This window comes from Phaeobacter sp., from assembly GCF_022825805.1.
Classification (GTDB): Bacteria; Pseudomonadota; Alphaproteobacteria; order Rhodobacterales; family Rhodobacteraceae; genus Phaeobacter.
Genome location: NZ_JAJDWC010000066.1, coordinates 35340 through 57579, shown reverse-complemented (window position 1 = coordinate 57579; position 22240 = coordinate 35340). Strand labels below are relative to the sequence as shown.

Genomic DNA, 22240 nt, shown 5'->3' with positions numbered 1-22240 from the left:
CAGTGACGGATCATTTTATGTCCCGCCATGTCCAATCCGGACGCTTTTCAGAGATCTTGTCCTTGATCTCCTGGGGCGGCTCGGTGGTCTGGGCACTGTAGGTGCCAAAGACTTCCAGCGTCATGGTGCAGCGCGCGGCATGAAACCACTTGCCGCAGCCATTGGCATGGCGCCAGCGTTCAAAATGCACACCCTTGGGGTTTTCGCGCATGAACAGATAGTCGTGGAACTCTTCGTCCGACGAGCCGGGGCCAAACCGCTTCAGATGCGCTTCGCCACCAGCGGCCAGTTCGGTTTCTTCGGCTTTGACGCCGCAATATGGGCATTCAAGGATCAGCATTGTGCTTGCTCCGTCATATCGAATTTATGCAACGTCAGTGCGCCACGCCAGCGGCGACGCTCTCGTCGATGAATTTGCCTTCTTTGAAGCGCATCATCGAAAACTCTTCGGCCAGTGGCGAATGACCTGTGGCCATCAACTCTGCCATCGCCCAGCCGGATCCCGGGATCGCCTTGAAGCCACCGGTGCCCCAGCCTGCGTTGACAAAGATGTTGTCCACCGGGGTCTTCGACACCAGAGGCGAGCGGTCGCCGGTCACATCCACGATGCCGCCCCATTGGCGCAGCATCTTCAGGCGGCTGACCATCGGGAAGGTTTCGTTGAGCGCCCGCACAGTTTCTTCGATGTGGTGGAACGAGCCGCGCTGGGTGTAGTTGTTGAACCCGTCGGTGCCGCCACCGATGACCATTTCGCCCTTGTCGGACTGGGACATGTAGCCGTGCACCGTGTTGGCCATCACCACCACGTCCATGCAGGGTTTGATTGGCTCGGACACCAGCGCCTGCAGCGCCACGGATTCCACCGGCAGACGGAAGCCTGCCATCTCCGACAGATGCGAACAATTGCCCGCAACCACCATGCCCAGCTTGTCGCAATCAATCGCGCCTTTGGTGGTGTCCACACCAACCACACGGCCGTTTTCACTACGCACACCGGTCACTTCGCATTTCTGGATCACATCCATGCCCATGTCGGAACATGCCCGCGCATAGCCCCAGGCCACCGCATCGTGGCGGGCGGTGCCGCCGCGTTCCTGCCACAGACCACCCAGAACCGGATAGCGCGGACCTTCGAGGTTGATGATCGGCACCAGTTCCTTGACGCGGGCGGGTTCGATCCATTCGGTCTGCACACCCTGCAGCGCGTTGGCATGCGCCGTCCGCTTGTAGCCGCGCACCTCATGTTCGGTCTGCGCCAGCATGATCACGCCACGGGGGCTGAACATCACGTTGTAGTTCAGGTCCTGGCTCATCGTCTCATAGAGCGAGCGCGCTTTTTCATAGAGCGCCGCAGACGGATCCTGCAGATAGTTCGACCGGATGATGGTGGTGTTGCGTCCGGTGTTGCCACCGCCCAGCCAGCCTTTTTCCAAAATCGCGACATTGGTGATGCCGAAGTTCTTGCCAAGGAAATAGGCAGTGGCAAGCCCATGGCCGCCAGCACCGACGATGATCACATCATAGTGGCGTTTGGGCTCGGGGGAGCGCCAGGCGCGTTCCCATCCGGTGTGATAGCGGAGCGCTTCACGCGCAACAGCAAAGGCAGAATAACGTTTCATGGCGAATCCGATGGTTCGTGACTGCCATTGGATATGCACCAGAGCCCTCTGCGCCCTGCGCCGTTTATCGTCGCATTTATGTATGGTTGCGACATGTCTGCCCAAACTGTCGCAAATCCAACAAAACATCCCCCTCTCCCCCGATGGCTCGCAGGTTGCCTCTGCCCTGCCCCGCGCAATAGACAATCCGTTGCGCACGAGAGAGCGCGGTTAAGGGACGACAAGGACAGATCACGACCAATCAGGACAGTGCGCCGCAGCAGTTAGGTCTTTTTTCCGACCGCTGCCCCCTATACATGATGGCAAACTGCGGGAGCCATCATGACGTTCTGGATTGTCATCAGCCTAATCACCCTCGCCACCGCGGCGCTGCTGTCCCTGGTGCTGATCCGTGGGCGCGACCCTGGCGGCCCGGCCGCGGCCTATGATCTGGATGTCTACCGCCAGCAACTGCGCGAGGTCGAAAAGGATCTCGCCCGTGGCGTGTTGCAGCCAGCCGACGCCGAACGCATCCGCACCGAAGTGTCCCGCCGCATTCTGGCCGCCGATGCCCAGCTGCAAGCGGCCTCCGATGGCAACGCGCAACCCAAAGGGGCCAGCCGCGTCATGGCGGCTCTGGTCTCGCTGGCGCTGGCGGGCGGTGTCTACGGGCTTTACAGCCAGTTGGGCGCGCCGGGCTATGCCGACATGGGGTTGGAGCTGCGCATTGCCGCCGCCGCCGAACGCGCCGCCTCCCGTCCCTCGCAGAGCGAAGCCGAGGCAGAGGCACCACAGCGGCCCGCGCCCGAGGTCGAACCCGGCTATCTCGAGCTGGTCGAGCAACTGCGCAGCACCGCCGCAAACCGCGCCAATGACGCGCAGGGTCAGGCGCTTTTGGTGCAACACGAAGGCAACCTCGGCAATTTCTCCGCCGCCGCCGAAGCCAAGGCGAATTTCATCCGCATCATGTCCGGTGATGTCGAAGCCCGCGATTTCGGTGAATTGGCCGAGCTGCAGATCATGGCCACCGGCGGCTATGTCTCTCCCGAGGCCGAAGAGGCGCTGCGCATGGCGCTGACGCTGGATCGTTTTGACGGTGGCGCCCGCTACTACTGGGGCCTGATGATGGCCCAGATCGGCCGTCCCGACATCGCCTATGAGGTCTGGAGCGGAACCCTCGCCATGGGCCCCGCCGAAGCGCCCTGGGTCACCGCCATCACCGCGCAGATCGAAGAAATCGCCTTTCGCGCCGGGGTCGACTATACTCCAATCGAACCGGGCAGCGCGCCCATTCCGGGTCGTGGTCCTGCCGGTTCCGGGCCAAGCGACGCAGACATCGCCGCCGCACAGGACATGAGCGCCGAGGACCGCGCCGCCATGATCCGTGGCATGGTCGAGGGGCTGTCTGACCGGCTCGCCACCACCGGCGGCAGCCCGCAGGAATGGGCCCAGCTGATCGGCGCGCTCAGCGTGCTGCAAGAGACCGAGCGCGCCCGCGCCATCTACGCCGAGGCCCAAAAGGTCTTTGCCGACACCCCCGATGCGCTGGCCGCGATCACCGCCGCCGCGCAACGCGCAGGAATAACAGAATGATCTACGACGACTTCGAGGCTTTTGCCGCCGCCCTCCCCAGCTTCTGCGCCATCGCCGGGCTGGATCTGGGCGACAAGACCATCGGCATTGCCGTGTCCGACCGTATGGGCACCGTGGCCACCCCGCTGGAAACCATCCGGCGCAAGAAATTCACCCTTGATGCCGAAAAACTGCTCGAGATCGTGAAGACCCGCGACATCAGCGCGCTTCTTTTAGGACTGCCGCGCAACATGGACGGCAGCGAAGGCCCGCGCTGTCAAAAAACCCGCGCCTTTGCCCGCAACCTGTCCAATCTGACCGACCTGCCGATTGGCTTCTGGGACGAAAGATTGAGCACAGTTGCCGCAGAAAGAGCCCTTTTGGAGGCCGATACGAGCAGAAAGCGTCGCTCTGAGGTTATCGATCATGTGGCAGCGTCCTATATCCTGCAGGGGGCGCTGGATCGGATGCGCCATCTGAACACAGGCTAACGTGAGAACACCACCCATGAGCAAAGACGTCTGGAAACGCGACGAAGTGCAATCCCCGTGCATTCAGATCTGTGTGGTCCACCCCGAGGCGCGCATCTGCACCGGCTGCTATCGCTCCATCGATGAAATCACCCGCTGGTCGAAGATGACCAACGAGGAACGGGCCAGCCTGCTGGAACAGCTGCCCGCCCGCGCCAGTGACCTCACCAAACGCCGCGGGGGCCGCAGCGCTCGGCTGAAACGCCGCTGACGCGCGGGGCATTTGCAGCCCCAGCTCCTCTGAAAAATCCCCCCGATGCGCTGCACACCCTCTGGGCAACCTCGAGCAGGCAGGTCAAATCCTCTCGCTGTGATGCGCCTGTGGCGGTGCAGGCGCGCGCCCTGTCAGGATATGGGCAAGCGTTGCGCGATGGGCGCAACAAGTTGTGGGCGCAGGCAAAATCAGGCTCATCCGAGCGCAGGCACCTTTAACACACTGATAATCATGCGGAATAGCTACTGACCCATTGTTTCGCACGCGAAACATTTGGACAGCATCGCTGACCTAACATGCGACCTCCCGCGCCAATGATCCCACAGCCCTGTGGCCGCGGGCTCAGATCGCAGAAATCCAACCCGTGGCCGCATCGGTCCAATCTGCCATTTCCGGACGGAAATAGGCAATCATGCGCCCCTCATCCGGAGCTGTCGCGCCCTCCTCCCACGGGGCAACCCCGTGCAGGCACAGACGATGCATCAGATAGGCCTCGCCCGGTTTGGCCGTCACAGTGATGCGGCGGCAGGTCTCAAACACCTCGGCCCGCGCGGCCGTGTAGGCATCGGTCACATCCACATCCGCCCATTCAGCCCGCGGACGGTCGCCAAAGGCCGCAGCAAAGGCCGCGCGCATGATCACATGGCTGCCTTCCCAGATCACCAGTGGCGACGCTCCCGCACTGGCAGCATTCAGCGGCAGACCCAACACCCAGGCATGGGGCTCCTCGACCTTGCGACGGCGGTGCTCGCCATACATTTTCACCCCATCCACATGGGCGGCATCCCGTTTCACCCGGTAGCGAAACGCCGCCTCACCCTCTCCGGGTCGCGGACGGGGATAGCCTGGAAACACCGAAGACACCTGCGCCGGGTGCAACGGCGGGATCTCTCCCAGATGGTCGCGGATGAACGTGATCGCCGCACCGGCCAAGGGCGGTCCATCCGGCAGTTGACCGGTCTGATCGTTGGGCAAGGCATCCACTCCGATGAACCAGGTGCCTTCGCACTGTAGCCACTCCGCATTGGCCGGATCCCGCAGCGCTGCCACACCGGCGCGATGGGCCTGCTGCGCCCAGGCAAAGGTCTGCGCATCAAACTCGAATGCGCACCAGCCCCGGTCTTGGTACTGCTGCAATGCCATCGTCACACCTCTTGAAACTGCGGGTCTATCGCGGCGACTGTATCAAGCAACCACAGCGCGATCAGAGCCCAAGCGACTTTCGCAGCATGTTTAGCGCCACAAGGATCAGGAAAACCGCAAAAACCCGCTTCAGCGGTTTTGGGTCCATCGCATGGGCGAGCTTTACGCCCCAAGGCGCGGTGATCAGCGTCATCGCAATCACCACCACAAAAGCCACAAGGTTGACCGCCCCAACCGTGAATGGCGGGCGCGCGGCAGCGTCGATTGGGAAAAACAGAAAGCCAATGACCGACGGCACCGCGATGATCACGCCAAACCCCGCCGCCGTCGCCACCGCCCGGTGGATGGGCGTCGCAAAAAGGCTCATCAGCGGCACGCCGAAACTACCCCCGCCAATGCCCATCAGCACCGACAGCCCGCCAACCACAGGCGACAGCACAAGGCGGCGCGCACCTTTGGGCATCTCCTGACCCAGCCGCCATTCCGCCCGGCCAAAGGCCATGTAAAGCCCGATGATCAACGCCAGCACACCAAACAGCGCCTGCAGCGTCGTGGACCGCAACGAGGCCGCGACTGTGACGCCGACGATGGCGCCAACGGCAATGCCCGGCCCCCAACTGCGCAGGATCTGCCAGTCGACCGCGCCCTTTTTGTTGTGGCTCAAGACCGAGCGCACCGAGGTCACGATGATCGTCGCCAGCGAGGTCGCCAGACACATCTGCATCAGCTGGTCGCCACCATAGCCAAGCGTCTGAAAAACGTAGAAAAACGCAGGCACCAGAACGATGCCGCCCCCGACCCCAAGGAGGCCTGCCAACACGCCGGCAACCGCACCGGTGACCAGCAACAGACCGGCCATCTGCGCCCAGATCGCGGGCGCACCGGCCAGAGCGAGATCGCTCATCAAAGGGGGGATCATTGCCTGCATTTGCGCTCTCCTTCGGTCGGGCCATCTGCGCCCGCTTGGTCGGTCTGGCCTGGTCGGTCGTGTCTGGTCGGTCTTGTCTGGCGGGGCTATCACCACCCGCCGCTCTGGCTGATATAGGAGAAGATCGCCACCGGACAGGTTTTTTCCACTTGCCGCTGCGGGACCGCGTCGTCACCACGCGCGATCTGCGCGGCGAAAGCCCCATGCTGCATCAAAGGCGCGTGTCAGGCCGCAAGGCCCGTCGCCTGTTCCAGCGCCTGCATCACCAGCTCCGGCCCGGCACCAGGCCGGTTTGCACCCTCCGACAGCACCCGCCGCCAGTTGCGCGCGCCGGGACGCCCGGCAAACAGCCCCAGCATATGGCGGGTGATCTGATGCAAGCGGGCGCCTTTTGCCAGCTCATCATCGATATATTCCAGCATCTCGCCCACCACGGCCACCGGATCACGGCGCGCGCCACAGCCATAAATCTCGGGGTCTGCAGCGCTGAGGATATCGCTGGGCTGATGATAGGCTGCGCGCCCGACCATCACCCCGTCCAGGCCACGATCCAGGTGTTCCAGCGCCTGCGCCAGTGAGGTGATGCCACCGTTGATGGAGATATGCAGATGGGGGAACGCCGCCTTCATCTGATGCACGATGTCGTAATCAAGCGGCGGGATATCGCGATTTTCCTTTGGGCTCAGCCCCTTCAGCCAGGCTTTGCGCGCGTGGATGGTCAGCCGGTCACAGCCCGCCTCCGCCACAGCTGCGATAAATCCGGGCAACACCGCCTGCGGATCCTGATCGTCCACACCGATGCGGCATTTGACGGTCACATCCACATCGACCCGCTCACGCATCGCAGCCACGCATTCGGCCACCAATTCAGGCGTTTTCATCAAGACCGCGCCAAAAGCCCCCGATTGCACCCGGTCGCTGGGGCAGCCGCAATTGAGGTTGATTTCGTCATAACCTGCCCGCGCGCCCAAACGCGCGGCCTCCGCCAGCTCCTGCGGATCAGACCCACCCAGCTGCAGCGCTAGGGGATGTTCCTGTGGCGAATGGTCCAACAAATGCAACGCCCCGCCCCGCACCAACGCTGGAGCGGTGACCATTTCGGTGTAAAGCAAGGTCTCCCGGCTCAACAACCGATGCAACATGCGACAGTGCCGGTCCGTCCAGTCCATCATCGGCGCCACGCTTAAACGCGCTGCATTTTGTGCGTTATTATTCAAAGCGTTCACTCCATTCAGGCCCAGGCTGCGCACCGCATGATTCCCCCTGATCTCACCGTATTTCCGGAGATTTTCGGAGGTTCTCGATTCGAGCGTGCTACGGTGTAGCACATCCAAAGCCTACAAACAGTGGCCCAATGCAGCGCGTTCCTGGCCCCGAATGGGTCCGTCATATCCATCGTGCTGGGCCTCAGAGATCTCAGAACTGGCACCATGACACACACCACCAGGACTGACCGCCAGGACCACGCCACCAAGACAGCCCCTCGCGACCTTGGCCAGTGCAGGGCCAAGGTCGCTTTCCTCAGATCGTCAGAACCAGCTTGCCGGTGGTGTGGCCCGTTTCCAGGCGGCGATGCGCCTCGGCAGCGTCAGTGAGCGGGAGCGCCTCGACCTGTGGGCGCAAGATACCCTGACCAAGCAGATCTAACACATGGCTCAGATCCGCGCTGAAGGCCTGCGGGCGATCACCGAAATAAGTATAAATATCACTGACGCGCAGAGCGACGGATTTCTGAAAATGCTGGGTCAAATCCTCAGCAAAGGTGCCAGTCGGCGGCCCGGCCAGAAAACCGAAAATCACAGCCGTGCCCAACGGGGCCAGAGCCTCAAGATCGGATGTCACACTCTCCCCCGAGATCGGGTTCAGGGTCAGGTCAACGCCGCGCCCTTGGGTGATGTCTTTGACCCGCGCTGCCACATCCTCTTGGCGGTAGTCGATCACATGATCTGCTCCCTGCTTGCGCGCATAGTCCAGCTTTCCCGTGCTGACGGAAGCGATGACCGTCAGACCAAGGTGTTTGGCGATCTGGACCGCCATCGTGCCGACACCGCCTGCAGCCGCGTGGATCAAAGTTGAATCCCCAGGTCTGGCATGACCCAGATTGACCAGCATGTGCCAGGCCGTCACAGCATTCACCGGCACGGCCGCGGCGGTGGCAAAGTCGATCGTCTCGGCCAGATGCGTGACATAGGGCGCGCCGATGATGACATGGCTGCCATAACCTCCGGCACCGATCGGACCGATCCAGGCAACACGGTCACCGATTGCAAACCCGTCAACTCCGTCGCCCAAGGCCTCGACCACGCCTGCACCTTCGACACCGGGCACATGGGGCAGATCCGGCATCATGCCTTCGGGCATTTCGCCCCGGCGAATGATGGTGTCGATGAAATTGACCGCTGCTGCGTGATTGCGGATCAAGATCTCACCCGTGCCGGGCGTGGGCGTGGGCATATCCTGCGACTGCAGGACCTCTGGGGCGCCGATTTCAGGAATAACGATAGCGTGGGACATGGAGGTTCTCCGTTTGAATACTTACGAAGAAACTAGCCATGGGCCAAACGCATGATAATATCGCATTTTGGGATTGATAATCCTACATATGCAACAATGATATACAACGACCTCGCCCTCTTCACCGCCGTTGCCCGGCATCTCAACTTCTCTGAGGCCGCCGCCCGGATCGGCATTCCCCTGTCTCGTGCCAGCCGCCGCATTGCGGAGCTGGAGGATCATCTGGGCGTGAAACTGTTCGAACGCACCACCCGTCAGGTCCGCCTGACTGAAGAAGGGCGTCGCCTGCTGGATCTGTGCCAGGACCCGATCGAAGCGCTTCAGAGCGTGGCCGGATTGACCGAGGATACCACCCGCCATACGATCCGCATCACTGCCCCCCCGATGGCGGTACAGGACCGGATCGGGCCGCTGTTGCTGGACTTCGCAGCCGAAAACCCGGACATCAGGATCGACCTGACCACCTCGAACACCATTCTGGATTTCTTCCGCGACAACGTCGATCTCGCCTTCCGTGTTGGCCCTTTGCAGGAATCTGGGCTGGTTGCACGCAAGCTTTGGACCCTGACCTACAGCTTTTGCGCCAGTGACAGCTTCATTGATGCGCAGGGCATCGACGGGCCGATCGCACTGGATCACCTGCTGGCGCTGCCCGCACTGGTGTCGCGCCAGCCCTGGCTGATGCAATCCGGTGCCCAAATCAAACCCCATAACATCACGCATGAGTTTGACACGCTCGACATGGTGGCAGGCGCGGCGCGCAGGGGCATGGGGATCGCCATTCTACCACGTGACATGGTGGCAGATGGCTTGCGGGAGGTGAGCGTCGCTGATGCCCAGCCCACGTCCCGCGATATGTTCGCGGTTTATCCCAGCCGCCGCCTCCTGCCCGCCCGCGTCCGCAAGCTGATCGACTTCATGGCGATCAGCTGACCGCCGCCGCCTTGACAGGATCATCCTCCAGTGCCTTCAGAAGGCGGGCCTGTTTGATCTTGGGATCAAGCTCAGCGTCGGTCAAATGGGCCAGCATATCCGATACTGTGGCATCGATCTGCTCCACCGTTGCGACCGCCATGCCATGGGCCACGAAAGGCCGCAGGTAGGTCATGCCGGTCAGCGTCGCAGTCTGCTGGAAAGGTTTCAACAGCTCGTCCATCGAGAAGTTGTTGTAGCCACCGGCATGGTAACTGTCGGCAGGTCCGCCCGTTGACACCAGGATCAGGAACTCGCGCCCCTTCAGCCTGGTGCCGCCGGGGCCATAGGCAAAACCATAACTAAGCACCTGATCCATCCAGGCTTTCATAACCGGCGGGGCGGAGTACCAGTAGAATGGGAACTGGAACACGATCCGGTCGTGAGCCTGCAGCAGGGTCTGCTCCGCAGAGATATCAAACCGCATCTCGGAGCCGCCAATGGCCGTAAGGTCGCGTGTGGTCACGCTGTCAGCCTGTGTGAGCGCATCAAACCAGGCGCGGTTGATGCGGGATTTGCCCAAATCTGGGTGGGCGGTCAGGACGAGGGTTTTCATGTGTGTGCCTCTTCAAGTGTTTGTGCGGAATAATGGGTGATCAGAGGGCGGCCATCGGGCCGGATGTCGAAGCGCCAGTCCTCGCGCACCCGAGCCTCGATCAACTGCCCATCAAAGGTCCGGGCACGCAGCAGCACCTCAAAGGAGGCTGTGCCGTCGCTGACGCGGATGTTGCTGACATGGTGTTCGGTCGGGCGCTGGAAGATCTCCAGAATGCCATCATACCAAGCGCGGACCCGCGCGTGACCGCTCAGGGACAGATCGACGTCGGGCATGTCCCATGTCACCTGCGGGTGCAGGTCCGGCAAAAAGGCGTCAATGGGGTCAAGCCTGTCGAACCGCGCGAATCAGTCGGCGATGAAGGCCGGGATATCTGTGAAGGTCATGTGTCGTCTGTCCAATGAGGAAAGAACCCTGGTGATACGCGGGCGTTTCACCAGGGGCGGCCTTAGTCAGCGGTCGCGCCGCGTTCTGCGGCGATGGCTGTCAGGTTGCGGTCGCCCGTTTCCCACAGCGCGGTCATGGTCAGTGACGTGACCTGCCACTGCGCCCCCGACTTGGTCAGCGCATAGCTGTAGCGCCCGCCCAGAACCCAAAGGTCGTCGTCAATCCGGTGGGTGGCAGTGAAATCTGCCTCCGCCATGGCGCTGGTCTCCGACAGCTGCGTGACAGAATGGTTGGTCACCATGTGATGCGTGCTGTCAAAGCCTGGCAGAAAGCCTGCCCAGCTGGCCACCAAATCATCTGCCGACTGAACGACAGGGGCACCGCCCCAAAGACTGGTGTAATCGGTTGTGACTGTGTCCGCAAAAGCGCCGCGTACACGGGTCCAATCCTGCCGGTCTGCCCCGGCGGCGATATCGGTGAGTGTTCTGGTGATTTCGGTCTGGTCGGCCAAGGCCACACCTCCCATCAAGGTTGCGGCTGCAAATGTGGCGAGTAGAGTTCTGGTCATGTCGGTTTCTCCAGTATCTGAGGCGTGTCCGGCGGCATTACTTGGCCAGACGGTCGGGCACTGGGGCCAGATCGTATTGCGACCAGAAGAATGTATTGGCCGCGTCCTGATCGGCGCTGAGATTGGTGGCCTCAACGATCTTGCCATCCTCGATGCGGTAGACCAGCGCCCAGATCGTATCGACGTTGGGCTTGCCATCGGCATTGGACCAGCCGCGGTGGATGTCGATCACATGGGTGTCATCCGCGCCGAAGTAGATCGGCTCGGCCTTGAAACCCGCCACGCCCAATTGGCCGAAAAAGGCCAAGACCTCATCGCGGCCAGTCTTGGTCCCAGACAGCGGATGACGGCCGGGAATGTGCCATTGCACGTCTTCATCCATAACCGCGGCGATGCCGTCGAGATCATTCGCGCCGTAGGCTGCGAAGAAGTCCTGCACGACTTTGATGTTGTCCTCGGGGGAAGCCGCCATGGCCATGGCGGCAGCGAAGGTGGCTGCAAGTGTGGTGGCGATCAGCGTTTTCATGATCCGTCCTTTCAAGCGTTGAGAAAATCGGCCACGGCATCGGCGGCGGCGGTTACCGCGTCTTTGCGGTCGTAAAAGTCGAATTGGGTTACATCCTCGCCCAACCACAGCTTTTCCAGCGGGGCGTTGGTGCGGGCCTCATAGGCGGCGGCCCCAGCGGGCAGCGCGATCGCGGGCGAGCCGACCATCAGCATCGGTTTGCTCAGCCGGTCGGCGCTGGCCTGGGCGTCATAGGTCAGCCAGGGTTTCCACGAGGCCGCCGAGAACTTGTTGTCGTAGGCGGGGATCAGGCCGCGCTGTTCCTCGGTGTAATATGGGGCCTGATACATGACCGCGTTTTCGTCGGTGGTGGATGCGCCCAGCAGGACGGTTTCGGCAGCGCCGTCGGCTTCGGACGCGGCAATCAGAGAGGCCGCCATCTCAGCACCACCGTAGATGCTCTCGGCCATCGCTGCGTCATGCAGCCAGGGTGCGACCAGCGCGACATTCCGCAAGGTCTCGCTGTCGGCAACGGCTGCGGCCATGTAGCCCGAGGAGGCGCAGATCCCGAGGCCTGAGATGTGGGCGCTGTCAACATCCTCCAGCGAGGCCAGAAAGCGGGCAGCGGACTGGATGTCGGCGGTTTTGACAACCGGATCTTCAACATACCGCGGTGCACCGTCGCTTTCGCCCCAACCGGTGAAGTCAAAGGCCAATGCGGCAAAGCCCCGCGCGGCCAGCTCACGCGCGTAGGTGCCGGCCATCTGTTCCTTTACCGTCGTCCAGGCGCCGGTGACGATCACCGCGGGCAGCGGAGCTTTGGCATCCTCTGGCGTGTAAAGGCAGCCCTTCAACGTCGTACCGTTGCTGTCAAAGGACACAGCGCGTTCACTCACCCCTTTGCGGGTGGGGGTGTTTTGCAGATTGATGAGGGTCATTGGGTGGTCCTTTCGGATCAGCGTTGCTGTGATGACAGGAACCTATGGCTCCACCCGATTTTTGATAATTCCCCTTCTTTTCACTTCTTTCATGTATAGTATCTAACAATGATACCAAAGGAGCCCCAATGCGCCTGCCCCTCGCCACGCTCGAAGTGTTCACCGCCATTGCCCGCCACGGCAGCCTACGGGCCGCCGCAGACGCGCTTGGCCTGAAACCCTCGACCGTCAGCCATCAATTGAAAACCCTCGAAGATCAGCTGGAAACGGCGCTGTTCATCCGCACCACACGCTCCGTCAGCCTGACTGAGGCAGGCCGTGCCCTGATCCGGGGCGCAGGTCCTGCCTTTGACCAGTTGAGCGACGCGGTGGAAAGTGCGCGCACCAGCGGCCACGCGGCACGGGGCAGTCTGAAACTGGCGATGGCGGATCACGTCTATGACCTGTTCATCAGTCCGGCCCTTCCTGCGTTCTGCGCCGCCTATCCGGAGATCGAGCTGGAGTTTTCGATCAGCGACGCGCTGACCGATCTGGTTGACGAAGGACTGCACGCAGGCTTTCGGATCGGTGACAAGATCGCGCAGGACATGGTTGCGATACGCCTGACCCCGCCGATGCCTCTGGCTGTGGTGGGCAGCCCGGCGTATCTGGCCCAATACGGGACGCCGCAAACCCCGCGCGCGCTGCTGGAGCACAACTGCATCCGCTATCGCTTTCATTCCTCCGGGCGCATCGCACCGTGGGAATTTCAGGGCACCGAGGGTGCCTATTCGGTCGATGTGCGCGGGAACCTGATCAACAACACCCTGCCCGCCTCCGTTGATCTGGCCCGGCAAGGGTTGGGGCTCGCCTATACGTTCCGCGAGTATGTGGCGCCGGATATTGCGGCTCAGACACTGGTGCCAGTGCTGGAAAGCCACCTTTCCGAAACCCCAGGCATCTACGTCTATTTCCCCCGCGAATACCGCACCATGATGCCGCTGCGATTGTTCATGGACCACCTCCGGGACAGTATAGCACTGCGATAACACCGTATCGCAGCTCGCCCAAGATCCGGATTGAGCCGAGCCCCCGCTCCTAAAAACCTCAATATAACAGTGCATTGCGATGGGGCCCACAAATCCAATATGGATGCGACGATGGGGCGGACACTGCGGTAAAGCTCGGACCTGCGCACGATCCAACGATATAAATCAATTGCGGCGCTCTGTGATCAATGGTGTGAATAGCCATGACGTTTGAACAATTGCGCACATTTCTCTGGGTCGCCCGGCTTGGTGGCTTTCGCAAGGCCTCTGATCGATTGCACCTGTCTCAGCCTGCGGTGTCCACCCGGATTGCCACGCTCGAAGATGAACTGGACACCAAACTATTTGATCGCGGCCCGGGTGGTCTGCTGCTGACCAAACAGGGACAACAGTTGTTGGGCTATGCCGAACAGCTGCTGTATGTGGAAGAAGAGATCAAACATCGCGTTGCCAACCCTGCGGAGACCGAGGGGTTGTTTCGCATCGGCGCGTCAGAGACCATCGCGCAAGCATGGCTGCCGTCGTTTCTGCAGGCGTTCAACGTCAGCTACCCGCGGGTCAATATTGATCTCACCGTTGATATTTCCATGAATTTGCGGGCGGCGATCCTGGAGCGGCAGCTGGACCTAGCCTTTCTGATGGGGCCAGTTTCGGAATACTCGGTCAAGAACGTGGAACTGCCAAAATTTGATATTCATTGGTATAAATCCAAACAGCTTGGCGCAGTTGATCTGTCCACAATCCCCATCATTTCCTATTCCAAGCAAACCCGCCCCTACCGTGAGCTGACCTCGGAGCTGGCGCGGCGGGTAGGGCCAAAATCGCGGGTGTTTTGCTCGGCGTCGCTGTCGGCCAGCCTGAAAATGATCGCAGCAGGAATTGCCGTGGGACCTTACCCGCGCGTTCTGGCCGCGCATCATCTGAGCGCTGATGAAATTGAGGAGTTTTCGCCCGGATTTATGTTGCCCCCGCTCGAGTTCACCGCCTCTTATCTGGCCGAGCCTCGCAGCGTTCTTGTGGAAACCGGCGCCGAAATCGCGCGTGATATCGCCCAAGAATGGCACCAGACCCAGCGCTGTTAGTTTCAGGTTTCTTATCACCAGTGATAGAAAATGATAATTTGATTGAATGCAGCAACCTGTGTGATGCTTGAGCCGTCACACGAGGGTTCAGCATGGCACGGCACGTAAACACAGCGAAAACGGCAGACCCAGTATCTGGCCCGGTATCAGGCCCAGTGTCCAACCCAGTAGCAGGTCCTGTATCTGAGGCCGCAGGTCTGTCGAGCGGCGCGATCCGCAAACGGATCCGTATCGGCGCGCATGATGCCCCAACAGCAGGGTTGGCCGCGGGCAAGCTGCAATGCAACCTTGCCATTCTGCCCGAGGTCTACGCGCTTGATTTCCTGCGCTTCTGCCAGCGCAATCCGAAGCCCTGCCCCGTGGTCGGGGTCAGCGATACAGGCGATCCGATGCTGCCGACCCTGGGCGAGGACATCGATGTGCGCAGCGACGTTGCCAGATACCGGGTGTTTCGCGATGGCCAGTTGACAGCCGAGGTCACTGATATCTCTGATCTATGGAATGACCAGATGGTCACCATTGCGCTGGGGTGTTCGTTCACGTTTGAAACGGCTCTCGTACGGGCGGGCATTCCGGTGCGCCACATTGAGACCGGCGGCAATGTTCCCATGTACAGAACCAGTTTGGATCTGGAACCGGCGGGCGATTTTGCGGGCCAGATGGTGGTGTCCATGCGCCCCATTCCGGAACACCAGTTGGACGAGGCCATAGCCATCAGCGCCAAATTCCCGCAGGCCCATGGGGCTCCGATTGCCTATGGCGACCCGGCGCAGATCGGGATCACGGATCTGCAGCGCCCGGACTATGGCGACCCGGTGGACATTCAGCCCGGCGAGATACCGGTGTTCTGGGCCTGTGGCGTCACCCCGCAGAATGTGTTGCAGGCGGCGCGGCCACCAATCTGCATCACTCATGCACCGGGATACATGCTGATCACGGACGTCGCCGAAGATGCCGAAACATCAATATACAAAAAACAAACCAACAAGGAGTGAGACAATGAAGACAGTGACAACTGCCCTAGGGGCCTTGGCCTTCATGGCCACCTCAGCGCTGGCGGATGGACCCGTCGTGCTCAATGCCGTCGGCACGTGGTCCAGCCTGACAAACTATCAAAAACATGAAGAGCCTTTCTTCAATCAGCGCCTCAATGAGGCCTCGGGCGGCAAGATCGTGGGCAAGATCCAATCGCAATCCGGGTTGGGATTGAAAGGTTTTGAAATCATGCGCCTGGTCAAGAACGGCGTGTTCGATTTCGCCTTTGGCCTGCCGGGCTATGTTGCTGCGGAAAATGCCATCTTTGAAGGCGCGGATCTGTCGACCCTGACGCAAGACATCGAAACACAGCGGCAGGTGTCCGACGCCTATTTTGACACGCTCGAGACGGCGTTTGCCGATATCTACAACGCCAAACTGCTGATGCTCTATCCCTTCCCGAGCCAGACGCTCTGGTGCAACGGTGAGGTCAACGGCATTGCTGATCTCAACGGGAAGAAAATCCGTGTCTACTCCACCACCCTTGGCGATTTTGTCGAAGGTGTTGGCGGCACCTCGGTGACCGTCGCCTTCTCCGAGGTGATCCCGGCGCTGGAAAAAGGCGTGGTGGATTGTGCCATCACCGGCACCATGTCGGCCTACACCGCCAAGTGGAACCAGGTCGCAACCCACGCCTACACGCTGCGGGTTGGTTGGGGTCTGGCCTTTGGCGCGATGAATATGAACAAATGGAACAGCCTGTCGGCCGAAGATCAGGCGCTTTTGCAAACCGAATTTGCCGCGCTGACCGATGCCATGTGGGCCGAGACCGCAACCGAAGATGATGTCGCCATTTCCTGCATCACCGGCGGCGCATGTGAGATCGGCGACCAAGGGTCCATGGTGCTGGTGGAGCCCACAAAGGCAGACCTTGCAGTGCGCGATCAGATCGCCACAGACGTCGTTCTGGCCCGCTGGGCAGCACGCTGCGGGAAGGACTGCGCCGACAATTGGAACGCGACGGTTGGCCCAATTCTTGGTCTGAGCGCCGAAGCAAAATAACACGCGCATCACATCAGACAGGTGGGGCGGCTGCATACAGTCCGCCCCACACAAGCAGACTAAAAGGTCCCCCGAAATGTTAGATACGCTTTTCACCGGAGCGCGCCGCTTCAGCCTGTGGATGACCTGGCTTGGTGGCACATTGATCGTGCTCTCCGCCATCCTCGTTACTCTAGAAGTGTTCTTGCGCAAGCTGTTCAACGTGTCTCTTGGCGGGGCGGATGAACTCTCTGGCTACGCCTTTGGTGTGGCCACATCTCTGGCGCTGTCGTTTGCGCTGTTTGAACGGGCCCACATCCGGGTCGATGCGCTGCTGGGGACCATCCCGAAACGGCTGCATCCCTATATCAACCTGTTGGGCCTTCTGCTGCTGAGCGGTTTTGCCCTGGTGGTGGTCGTCATGGTCTGGAGCATGGTGGGCGATACGCTGGAAAATGGCTCGCGCTCGATCACCCCAATGCGCGTCCCGCTGGCAATTCCGCAGATCCCTTGGCTGTTCGGCTGGATCTTCTTCGTCTTCTCCGGCGCACTGATTGCGATCATGGCCATCCGGCAACATCTGCGGGGCGATGAGGCGGGGGTGCAAAACCTGATTGGCGTGAAATCCTTGGATGAGCAAATCGAAGATGAGGCGGTGTAAGCCATGTTGATCAAAACACTGCTTATTCTGCTGGCCCTGATCGGGCTGGCGGTGCCCATTGCAGCGTCGCTTGGCTGGCTTGGCCTGATCCTGCAATGGACCGACAGCCCCATGCCGCTGCATAGGGCGATCTCTGACATGGCGTGGCAGACCAGCACCGATTTCTTGCTGGTGGCGATCCCGATGTTCGTGATGATGGGTGAAATCTTGCTTCGGGCGGGCATCACCGAACGCATGTATGATGGCATCGTGAAGTGGCTCGGCTGGTTGCCGGGCGGGCTGATGCATTCCAATATCGGATCATCTGCGCTGTTTGCGGCGACCTCAGGCTCTTCTGTGGCCACGGCTGCCACTATCGGCACGGTTGCGGTGCCCCAGATCAAGAAACGGGGATACAATGAACGCCTCTTTCTGGGCACCGTCGCAGCGGGTGGAACGCTGGGCATTCTGATCCCGCCATCGATCAACCTGATCCTTTATGGGCTGCTCACCAACACCTCGGTTCCTGAACTCTATTTGGCGGGTTTCCTGCCCGGCTTCCTGCTGGCACTGCTGTTCATGGCCACGGTTGTGGTGGCCTGCATGATCAAGCCGGAATGGGGCGGAGAGCGGTTGCGTCACACGTGGGGGGACCGGATCCGCGCGCTGCCGTCGCTGATCCCGCCGCTTGGTATCTTCATGGTGGTGGTGGGGTCTATCTATGCCGGGCTTGCGACACCAACCGAAGCCGCCGCTCTGGGGGTTGTGGCCGCGATGCTGCTGGCGGCGGTGAATGGCAAAATGTCCCTCACCATGATGCGGCAAGCGATCGAAGGAACCATGCGTACCACTGCCATGATCATGCTGATCATTATCGCGGCGGTATTTTTGAACTTCGTGCTGTCCATTATCGGTCTGACCCAGGCCCTGACCGATTTTGTCACTGGTCTGGGCTGGAGCCCAATGCAGACCATGCTGATGATCGTTGCGGTTCTCATCCTGATAGTTTGCTTCATGGAAACACTGTCGATGCTGCTGACAATGGCGCCTTTGATCACTCCGATTGTGGTGGCCCTCGGTTTTGACCCTGTGTGGTTTGGGATCCTGTTGATGGTCCTGTTGGAAACCGCCCTCATCACGCCCCCGATTGGGATCAACCTCTATGTGGTGCAGGGCATTCGCAAAGGCGGACCGATGATTGACGTCATCAAAGGCGCAATCCCCTTTGTTGTCACCATGTTCGTGATGCTGGCCTTGTTGTTGGCAATGCCGCAGCTGGCGCTTTGGTTGCCCTCGTTGGTGTATTGACGGCGCGCGCCCCATGCTGGCGCGCTTTGACGATGGCTTTTCGATCTGGAACAAAACGGGCGCCCCCATGGCGCCCGTTTTCTATTGCGCGCGCCTTTTGCCTAACGATTGGGCAGGCCCCGCGCGTGGGGGCCGTCGGGTGGCTGCCGTAAGGTCAGCGTTGCAGCCGCCGGGCGTGCGATTGGGATTGACAGGCTCGGGAAATTTGTGGATCAAACTCGCGATGGTTCCCAAGAGCGCTTGAGCCTCTGGGATGAAAAGGGAATACGGTGAGTTGTAGCCAACAGGCGCCAAATCCGTGACTGCCCCCGCAACTGTGAGCGGAGAGCGCGGCTGAACACGCCACTGGGACACCCCGGGAAGGCCAGCCAAGCAAGGACCCGCGAGTCAGGAGACCTGCCATCGAAACGTCAACCAACCCAAGGCGGGGCGCCTTGGAAGGAGGCTTTATGGCACGTGTTTCGTGTAATGAGACAAAAGGCACCTTCGATCCGCGCTTGAATGCGAGCAAGGATCCTCATGGCTGGTGCAGTTGAACAAACCCTTTTGATCTGTAGTCGCTGCCATGGCAGCCGCGCTGCGCGTCAGCTGAAATCCGCACTGTCGCAACAGGTGGCTTCGGGCACCCGGTTTCGCGCCGTCGACTGTTTGGCAGGCTGTGATTTTCCGCCGGCCGTCGCGCTGCAGGCACCGGATAAGGCCAGCTATCTGTTTGGGGGCATCGGCAGCGCCGAGGAGATTTCTGCTCTGGCCGCGTTTTCGCATCAATATGCCGACAGCGACAGCGGCTGGACCAGCAACAGCGAACGCCCGGCGGCTCTGGATGGCAAGGCACTGGCTCGGCTGCCTGCCCTGCCCCGCGCATCCAGCTATGTGAACCAAGAGGAAGGTGCGGTGTGATAGCAGGTCTGAAAGCAAGCCAACTGGAATACTATGCGCTGAATGGCGATCCGCTCTTGCGTGATGTCAGCTTTGAGCTGCCACAGGGCGCGGTTTTGGCCATTGCCGGTCCCAATGGGGCGGGCAAGACCACGCTGCTGAACCTGCTGTCCGGCGTGGTGGACATCGCGCTGGGGGATGTACAGATCGACGGCACCAGCCTGCGCAGCCTATCGGCGATGGAACGCGCCCGCCGCATTGCGGTGGTATCGCAGCAATCCGATCCCGATGGCAGGCTGTCGCTGCGCGACTATGTGGTGTTGGGCCAGATCCCGATCCGGCAGGACCACAGCCAGGAAACCCATGACAGCGCCTTGAACCGGGTGCTAGAGCTGACCGGCCTGTCCCATCTGGCGACAAAGCCGATGCGCCAGCTGTCAGGCGGTGAGCAGCAACGCGCCCATATCGCCCGCGCGCTGGCACAGCGCCCGCAGCTGTTGTTCCTGGATGAACCCACCAACCACCTGGATCCGGACGCCAAGGGACGGATGCTGTCGCTGATTGCCGGTCTCGGCATCACGGTGGTCACGATCCTGCATGATCTGGTGATGATCCCGGAATTTGCCACCCATGTCGCACTGGTGAAATCGGCCCGGCTGACCGCCTTTGGCCCCGTCGAAGAGGTGCTGACGCCTGAGGCCGTGCGCGACACATTTGGCGTGGATTACCTGCTTTTGCCCCACAACGGGCGGCAGATCCCCGCGCTTGATATCCGAAAAACCGACATTCACCCCTAACTATCCTGAATGGAGATCCTTTTATGAAACTGCTCTGGTCATCAGCGGCTCTGCTCGGTCTTGCGAGCGCTGCATCTGCCGAAATCGTGGTCGACAACTGCGGCGAGCAACTGGTGTTCGACGCGACACCCGAACGCATTGTTGTCCATGACATGAATATGACGGACATGGCCTTTGCGCTTGGTCTGCAAGACAAGATCGTCGGGCTCACCGGCATCACCGGCTGGTACAAAACCAGCCCCGACTTTGACGAGCTGCGCGGTGACATCCCCGAGCTGGCCCCAAAATACCCCACCGTTGAAAACCTGGTGGCGGCAACGCCCGACATGTTCTTTGCAGGGTGGTACTATGGCATGAAGCCCGGCGGTGACGTGACCCCCGACACGCTGGAACCCTTTGGCATCAAAACCATGGTCCTGACCGAAAGCTGCGTGCACCAGCATGACAACCGCCCGGTCGCTAGCATGGATCTGCTGTTTGACGATGTTCTGCGGCTTGGCCAGGTGATGGATGTCTCGGACAAGGCAGAGGCGCTTGTCACCGGTTGGAAAGACCAGCTTGCTGCCATCGAGGCAAAGACCGCATCGCTCGACAAACCGCGCGTGTTCCTGCTGGATGGTCCGGCTGACGCGCCCTTCACCTCGGGCAAATTTGCCATCCCCGACGCGATGATTGCGGCCGCTGGCGGCACCAACATCACCCATGACATGGACACCAGCTGGGGCCGCAGCTCCTGGGAGACCGTGGCGGCCGCGAACCCGGAATTCCTGGTGCTGCTGGACTATCAGGGTGGCAACAGCGCCGCAGACACCTTCCAGTTCCTCAAGGATCATCCCGTCATGGCCCATGTCGATGCGGTGAAGAACGAAAACTGGATTGGCCTGCGCTACGAAGAGCTGACCCCAGGACCAGCCAACATCGATGCCATCGCCAAAATGGCCGAAGCCATGCATCCGGGCCTGTTCTGAGATGGGCCAATTTGGTCTGCGTATGACAGTGGGGGTGGCCGTTCTGGCCACCCTTCTCCTGTTGTCTGTTTTGCACGGGACGACCCCCATTCCCGTTGCGGATGTCTTTTCGGCCATCGCAACCGGCATGGGGATCCAAGTGGCGGACCCCTCACCGATGGATCGCATCATTTTTGACCTGCGCCTGCCGCGGGCATTGTTTTCGGCCATCATCGGTGCGGGACTGGGCCTGGTTGGTGTGGTGCTGCAAACCACCACCCGCAACGATCTGGCGGATCCCTTCCTGTTTGGCCTCTCCTCTGGCGCTGCTGCGGGCGCGGTGTTTGTGATCACGGTGACCGGCGATGTGCTGGGGTTCTGGACCCTGCCGATGGCCGCATTTGTGGGCGGCATGATTGCCTCGGGCGTGGTGCTGTTGCTGGTGCAGCGGCTGCGCACCAGCGCCCCTGAAAAGCTGATCCTATCGGGCTTGGCCGTGTCTTTCCTGTTTGCGGCGATCACCAATTATCTGATCTTCTCAGGCGACAACCGCGCCGCGCATTCGGTGGTGTTCTGGATGTTGGGCGGGCTGGGCCTGGCGCGCTGGGAGACCCTGCCCCTCGTGCTGGTGGGGCTGATGCTGATCTTTGTCTTTGCGCTCTGGCGGCAACGGTGGTTCGATGCGCTGCTGGCCGGGGACCGCACCGCCCAGAGCCTTGGCGTGCCGGTCCACCGGCTGCGGATCGCAACTTTTGTGATCTCCGCCTTGGCAACCGCAGCCTTTGTGTCCGTGGCTGGGGTCATCGGCTTTGTCGGCCTGATGGTGCCGCATCTGGCCCGTGGCATCGTGAGGCCGTTGCATGGCCATCTGCTGCCCTCCGCCGCGCTGGTTGGGGCGATCTTGCTGACCGCCTCGGATCTGGCGGCGCGTTTGCTGCTGGCCCCACAAGAGCTGCCAGTGGGCATCGTGACCACCTCTTTGGGGGCGGTTTTTGTCTTTGCGCTGCTGCTGAGTGAGAAGCGCCACTGAGCCATGTCGCAAATGGCCCATCCAATTGTGGACAAAGCGACATCGCTATTGGCAATAGCCGTGTAAAACCGGTGTTTTGCGCATAGAT

The 22240-nt window shown here is 60.9% G+C and carries 25 protein-coding genes and 1 riboswitch; of the genes, 14 read left to right on the top strand and 11 right to left on the bottom strand.

Annotation, left to right across the window (positions count from 1 at the left end; translation table 11 throughout):
• Positions 1-10: 10 nt before the first annotated feature.
• Both Q0C28_RS07265 and Q0C28_RS07260 read right to left on the bottom strand, forming a co-directional pair.
• Positions 11-340 carry a sarcosine oxidase subunit delta gene (locus Q0C28_RS07265; RefSeq protein ID WP_293574241.1) on the bottom strand — a complete coding sequence of 110 codons (330 nt, stop codon included), beginning with the start codon at positions 338-340 and terminating at the stop codon, positions 11-13.
• A 34-nt stretch (positions 341-374) separates the two neighbouring features.
• Entirely contained in the window at positions 375-1619 is a 1245-nt protein-coding gene (locus Q0C28_RS07260) for a sarcosine oxidase subunit beta family protein (protein WP_293574239.1), read from the bottom strand.
• Positions 1620-1940: 321 nt separating this feature from the next.
• On the opposite strand from Q0C28_RS07260, the gene ccmI reads away from it, so the two are divergent.
• The 3 genes from ccmI to Q0C28_RS07245 are packed head-to-tail and all read left to right on the top strand — an operon-like array spanning position 1941 to position 3911.
• Positions 1941-3191: a c-type cytochrome biogenesis protein CcmI gene (ccmI, locus tag Q0C28_RS07255; RefSeq protein ID WP_293574237.1), complete on the top strand. Its 1251-nt coding sequence runs from the start codon at positions 1941-1943 to the stop codon at positions 3189-3191.
• Positions 3188-3661 (top strand): Holliday junction resolvase RuvX, encoded by a 474-nt coding sequence (gene ruvX / locus Q0C28_RS07250; protein ID WP_293574235.1) that lies wholly within the window; start codon positions 3188-3190, stop codon positions 3659-3661. The genes ccmI and ruvX overlap by 4 nt, the downstream gene beginning before the upstream one ends.
• A gap of 16 nt (positions 3662-3677) precedes the next feature.
• Positions 3678-3911 carry a DUF1289 domain-containing protein gene (locus tag Q0C28_RS07245; protein ID WP_293574234.1) on the top strand — a complete coding sequence of 78 codons (234 nt, stop codon included), beginning with the start codon at positions 3678-3680 and terminating at the stop codon, positions 3909-3911.
• A gap of 345 nt (positions 3912-4256) precedes the next feature.
• Here Q0C28_RS07245 and Q0C28_RS07240 read toward each other — a convergent pair whose 3' ends face one another.
• From Q0C28_RS07240 to Q0C28_RS07225, 4 genes are all read right to left on the bottom strand, one after another.
• Positions 4257-5057, bottom strand: coding sequence for a hypothetical protein (locus Q0C28_RS07240; RefSeq protein ID WP_293574233.1), 801 nt, complete (start codon positions 5055-5057; stop codon positions 4257-4259).
• 61 nt (positions 5058-5118) lie between these two features.
• Positions 5119-5961 (bottom strand): sulfite exporter TauE/SafE family protein, encoded by an 843-nt coding sequence (locus Q0C28_RS07235; protein ID WP_293574280.1) that lies wholly within the window; start codon positions 5959-5961, stop codon positions 5119-5121.
• 248 nt (positions 5962-6209) lie between these two features.
• Positions 6210-7202 carry a tRNA dihydrouridine(20/20a) synthase DusA gene (gene dusA, locus Q0C28_RS07230; RefSeq protein WP_293574231.1) on the bottom strand — a complete coding sequence of 331 codons (993 nt, stop codon included), beginning with the start codon at positions 7200-7202 and terminating at the stop codon, positions 6210-6212.
• A 304-nt stretch (positions 7203-7506) separates the two neighbouring features.
• Positions 7507-8499 carry a zinc-binding dehydrogenase gene (locus tag Q0C28_RS07225; RefSeq protein WP_293574229.1) on the bottom strand — a complete coding sequence of 331 codons (993 nt, stop codon included), beginning with the start codon at positions 8497-8499 and terminating at the stop codon, positions 7507-7509.
• Positions 8500-8595: 96 nt separating this feature from the next.
• On the opposite strand from Q0C28_RS07225, the gene Q0C28_RS07220 reads away from it, so the two are divergent.
• On the top strand, positions 8596-9432 hold the full coding sequence (locus Q0C28_RS07220; protein ID WP_293574228.1) for a LysR family transcriptional regulator: 837 nt from the start codon (positions 8596-8598) through the stop codon (positions 9430-9432).
• Here the strand turns inward: Q0C28_RS07220 and Q0C28_RS07215 are convergent.
• From Q0C28_RS07215 to Q0C28_RS07195, 5 genes are all read right to left on the bottom strand, one after another.
• Entirely contained in the window at positions 9425-10027 is a 603-nt protein-coding gene (locus tag Q0C28_RS07215; RefSeq protein ID WP_293574226.1) for an NAD(P)H-dependent oxidoreductase, read from the bottom strand. The two genes, Q0C28_RS07220 and Q0C28_RS07215, sit on opposite strands and share 8 nt — an antisense overlap.
• Positions 10024-10302, bottom strand: coding sequence for a hypothetical protein (locus Q0C28_RS07210; RefSeq protein ID WP_293574224.1), 279 nt, complete (start codon positions 10300-10302; stop codon positions 10024-10026). The genes Q0C28_RS07215 and Q0C28_RS07210 overlap by 4 nt, the downstream gene beginning before the upstream one ends.
• 173 nt (positions 10303-10475) lie before the next feature.
• Positions 10476-10982 (bottom strand): nuclear transport factor 2 family protein, encoded by a 507-nt coding sequence (locus Q0C28_RS07205; RefSeq protein ID WP_293574222.1) that lies wholly within the window; start codon positions 10980-10982, stop codon positions 10476-10478.
• 37 nt (positions 10983-11019) lie between these two features.
• The gene (locus Q0C28_RS07200; RefSeq protein WP_293574220.1) at positions 11020-11508 is read right to left on the bottom strand and encodes a nuclear transport factor 2 family protein; all 489 of its coding nucleotides are present in this window, start codon (positions 11506-11508) and stop codon (positions 11020-11022) included.
• An 11-nt stretch (positions 11509-11519) separates the two neighbouring features.
• The gene (locus tag Q0C28_RS07195; protein WP_293574218.1) at positions 11520-12425 is read right to left on the bottom strand and encodes a CocE/NonD family hydrolase; all 906 of its coding nucleotides are present in this window, start codon (positions 12423-12425) and stop codon (positions 11520-11522) included.
• A gap of 128 nt (positions 12426-12553) precedes the next feature.
• On the opposite strand from Q0C28_RS07195, the gene Q0C28_RS07190 reads away from it, so the two are divergent.
• The 10 genes from Q0C28_RS07190 to Q0C28_RS07145 all read left to right on the top strand — a co-directional run bounded on the left by Q0C28_RS07190 (position 12554) and on the right by Q0C28_RS07145 (position 22152).
• On the top strand, positions 12554-13453 hold the full coding sequence (locus tag Q0C28_RS07190) for a LysR family transcriptional regulator (RefSeq protein ID WP_293574216.1): 900 nt from the start codon (positions 12554-12556) through the stop codon (positions 13451-13453).
• Positions 13454-13656: 203 nt separating this feature from the next.
• Complete coding sequence (locus Q0C28_RS07185) at positions 13657-14535, top strand: LysR family transcriptional regulator (protein WP_293574214.1); 879 nt, start codon at positions 13657-13659, stop codon at positions 14533-14535.
• A gap of 92 nt (positions 14536-14627) precedes the next feature.
• A complete protein-coding gene (locus tag Q0C28_RS07180; protein ID WP_293574212.1) occupies positions 14628-15530 on the top strand; it encodes a putative hydro-lyase in 903 nt (300 codons plus the stop codon).
• A gap of 4 nt (positions 15531-15534) precedes the next feature.
• Positions 15535-16572: a TRAP transporter substrate-binding protein gene (locus Q0C28_RS07175; protein WP_293574210.1), complete on the top strand. Its 1038-nt coding sequence runs from the start codon at positions 15535-15537 to the stop codon at positions 16570-16572.
• Positions 16573-16648: 76 nt separating this feature from the next.
• Positions 16649-17212, top strand: coding sequence for a TRAP transporter small permease subunit (locus Q0C28_RS07170; protein WP_293574208.1), 564 nt, complete (start codon positions 16649-16651; stop codon positions 17210-17212).
• A 3-nt stretch (positions 17213-17215) separates the two neighbouring features.
• Positions 17216-18499: a TRAP transporter large permease gene (locus tag Q0C28_RS07165; protein WP_293574206.1), complete on the top strand. Its 1284-nt coding sequence runs from the start codon at positions 17216-17218 to the stop codon at positions 18497-18499.
• Between the two features lie 207 nt (positions 18500-18706).
• A riboswitch (cobalamin riboswitch) is annotated at positions 18707-18918 on the top strand.
• A 100-nt stretch (positions 18919-19018) separates the two neighbouring features.
• Positions 19019-19399 carry a DUF1636 family protein gene (locus Q0C28_RS07160; RefSeq protein WP_293574204.1) on the top strand — a complete coding sequence of 127 codons (381 nt, stop codon included), beginning with the start codon at positions 19019-19021 and terminating at the stop codon, positions 19397-19399.
• Positions 19396-20175 (top strand): ABC transporter ATP-binding protein, encoded by a 780-nt coding sequence (locus tag Q0C28_RS07155; RefSeq protein ID WP_293574202.1) that lies wholly within the window; start codon positions 19396-19398, stop codon positions 20173-20175. The genes Q0C28_RS07160 and Q0C28_RS07155 overlap by 4 nt, the downstream gene beginning before the upstream one ends.
• Positions 20176-20198: 23 nt before the next feature.
• A complete protein-coding gene (locus Q0C28_RS07150; protein ID WP_293574200.1) occupies positions 20199-21143 on the top strand; it encodes an ABC transporter substrate-binding protein in 945 nt (314 codons plus the stop codon).
• Position 21144: 1 nt separating this feature from the next.
• Positions 21145-22152, top strand: coding sequence for an iron ABC transporter permease (locus tag Q0C28_RS07145; protein WP_293574198.1), 1008 nt, complete (start codon positions 21145-21147; stop codon positions 22150-22152).
• The last annotated feature ends 88 nt before the right edge of the window (positions 22153-22240 follow it).